Source organism: Bradyrhizobium sp. CCBAU 45394 (genome assembly GCF_028128655.1).
GTDB classification, from domain to species: domain Bacteria; phylum Pseudomonadota; class Alphaproteobacteria; order Rhizobiales; family Xanthobacteraceae; genus Bradyrhizobium; species Bradyrhizobium diazoefficiens.
The window spans coordinates 1-2,583 of sequence record NZ_LBIX01000092.1; the positions used below are offsets into that span (position 1 = coordinate 1).

The 2,583-nt window shown below is 58.4% G+C and carries 2 protein-coding genes and 1 pseudogene; 2 read left to right on the forward strand and 1 reads right to left on the reverse strand.

Annotated features, from left to right (window positions below; all coding sequences use genetic code 11):
• A partial coding sequence (locus tag WN73_RS11965; RefSeq protein ID WP_271552916.1) for an IS4 family transposase occupies positions 1-291 on the forward strand: 291 nt, incomplete at its 5' end.
• A gap of 92 nt (positions 292-383) precedes the next feature.
• On the opposite strand, the pseudogene tnpC reads toward WN73_RS11965, so the two are convergent.
• Positions 384-1,193: pseudogene (gene tnpC / locus WN73_RS11970) on the reverse strand (IS66 family transposase); the annotation flags it as partial.
• Positions 1,194-1,253: 60 nt separating this feature from the next.
• Between tnpC and WN73_RS11975 the strand changes: the two are divergent.
• Positions 1,254-2,258: an IS110 family transposase gene (locus WN73_RS11975; RefSeq protein ID WP_271552917.1), complete on the forward strand. Its 1,005-nt coding sequence runs from the start codon at positions 1,254-1,256 to the stop codon at positions 2,256-2,258.
• The last annotated feature ends 325 nt before the right edge of the window (positions 2,259-2,583 follow it).

Sequence of the window (2,583 nt, forward strand, 5' to 3'; positions counted from 1 at the left end):
GTATTCTGCATTGTGAGCTGGCGCATTTTTTGGATGACGATGCTCAATCGTTCAGCGCCAACTGCCTCACCGGAATTTGTGCTGACCAAAGCTGAAATCCAATTGCTTGATCGGCTCGTCAAAGACAAGGAGCCAGTCAGCACACAACGAAAGACATTGTCGCATTACCTCATCAAGATCGCCAAGCTCGGCGGCTATCTCGCCCGCGCCAACGATCCGCCACCAGGGAATCTGATCATGTGGCGCGGATTATCGCGATTCATCGATATCGCAACGGGCGCGAAACTCTGATTAAAAATGTGGGTAATCGTAAGACGACGAAGACCGCCTGATTGACGCATGCGCGCGGGCACGGCGAGTTCTATGATGGCGATGCGTGAAGGTCAGGCGGCTTGCTGATCGGTGGGGTTGTCGGCCTGACGCCGGAGCTTCCATTCCCAGGGCAGCAGCTCGTGCAGACGCGATGCGGGAAGATCGGCGGTACGGGCGAGGATGTCGGCGAGCCAGGCTTTGGGATCGACGTCGTTCAGGCGACAGGTCGTGATCATCGTCAGCATGATGGCGGCGCGGTCAGCGCCACGCAGGCTGCCGGCGAAGGTCCAGTTGCGCCTCCCCAAGGCGATGCCGCGCAACGCTCTTTCAGCGGCGTTGTTGCTGAGGCAGATCCTGCCATCGTCGAGGAAGCGCGCAAAATCGTCCCAGCGCCTGAGCATGTAGTTCATGGGCTTCAGGACCTCGGAGGAGCGCGAGAGGGTTTCTCGCTCACGGAGCAGCCAGGCGTGCATGTCGTCGAGAATCGGCTTGCTTCTCTCCTGGCGCGCGGCATGCCGCTCGTCGGCGCTGCGGCCGTTGATGGCGCGCTCGATCTCGAACAACGCATCGAGGCGCCTGACAGCCTCCAGCGCGATCGGGGAGATCGGTTTGCCCTTGCGGCCTTCTCTAGCATTCTTCTCGATGTCAGCCAGTTCGAAGAAGCCCCGCCGCGCATGGGCTAGGCAAAATGCCGGCGTGATCGGTATCGCTTTCCTTTGCGGGTCGAACAACGGCTCGAAGCCGCTGTAGCAGTCCGCCTGCAGGATACCGGCGAAGGCGGCCAGATGCTTCTGGGGATGCTCGCCCCGTCGGTCGCCCGAGGCGTAATAGACCGCCGCCGGCGGCGCAGGCCCACCGTAGGGCCGATCGTCGCGCACATAATGAGATGGACGGTCCCCGCCCTGATAAGCTCCGAACGCATCCAAGAAGGAGGACAAGCTATGCCTATGATGACAATCGGGCTCGATATCTCGAAAAGCTGGTTTCAAATCCACTTGATCACAGAGGATGGAGAAATTATCCGCAAGAAGCTCGCCCGCGGGAAGGTTCTCGATTTCTTTTCACGGCTTCCAAGTTGTCTCGTTGGTCTTGAGGCTTGCGGCAGCGCTCATCATTGGGCTCGTGAACTAATAAAGCTTGGACACAAAGCACGTCTTATGCCGGCCCACTATGTACGAGCCTACGTGAAGACAAACAAGCATGATGCCGCTGATGCGGAGGCGTGCTGGGAAGCCGTCCAACGGCCCGGCATGCGCTTTGTCCCTATAAAAACGGTCGAACAGCAGGGAATTTTAATGCTACATCGCACGCGCGACTTGCTCATTCGACAACGCACAGGCGCGATAAATGCTCTGCGTGGTCATTTGGGCGAGTTGGGCATCGTGGCCGGAAAGGGAAAAGCGAACGCGAGAGAGCTCATGACACTCGTGGATGTTGATGAGCGCATTCCACAGAGCGCGCGTAGCGCCCTGTCAATCCTTGTCGATCAGATCGAAGACCTTGAGCTACACATTGAAAGCTATGAGAAGATGATCCTTGCAACGGCCAAAGACAATGAAGTCTGTCGGCGTCTTATGAAGGTGGCGGGCGTCGGCCCATTTGCCGCCACCGCCTTGGCGGCGTCTGTCGACCATCCACAACAGTTCGCGTCGGCGAGGCATTTCGCTGCCTGGCTTGGATTAGTACCGAAGCAGCATTCGACCGGGGGTAAGGAGCGTTTGGGTGGTATCAGTAAGCGCGGCGACGGCTACATTCGCAAATTGCTGATACATGGCGCAAGAGCAGCCGTTCATCGCGTCCGTATCCATCAGGTCACCAACACCTGGATAGCAGAGCTGCTCGGCAGGCGTCCCTTCAATGTCGTGACGGTGGCGCTTGCTCACAAAACGGCCCGGATTGCTTGGGCGATCATGGCCAATGGTGAAGAGTACCGCGCGCAAGCATAAATCGAGCGTGGTTCCCGTTTGCGAGGGCAAAAGCAGAGTGATGGCAACCGGTCGGACCGGGGTCGGCTAAGCCCGTTGGACCTATCGAGCTTCAGAGCTCGCCAACATAATTGGGCGCCGATCCGCGGATCTCATCAAGGCTCGTGGCATTGCCATAAAGCCGGATAGATAGCTGCAAACGATCGTTAGCCGGAACAAAGCAAATGGCCTTGCAAAGCGGGGACCGTCCATAGATAGGTCCAGATTCGCCCGGTCGTGCACTTGCCCTTGGCCAGGATGCGGATGGTGGTGTCGTCGCCATGAAGGCGCTCGGCCGACAGCACAT

What these genes read in the sequence shown, in the direction of transcription:
- WN73_RS11975 (WP_271552917.1), top strand. Translation starts at nt 1,254, where the DNA reads ATGCCTATGATGACAATCGGGCTCGATATCTCGAAAAGCTGGTTTCAA.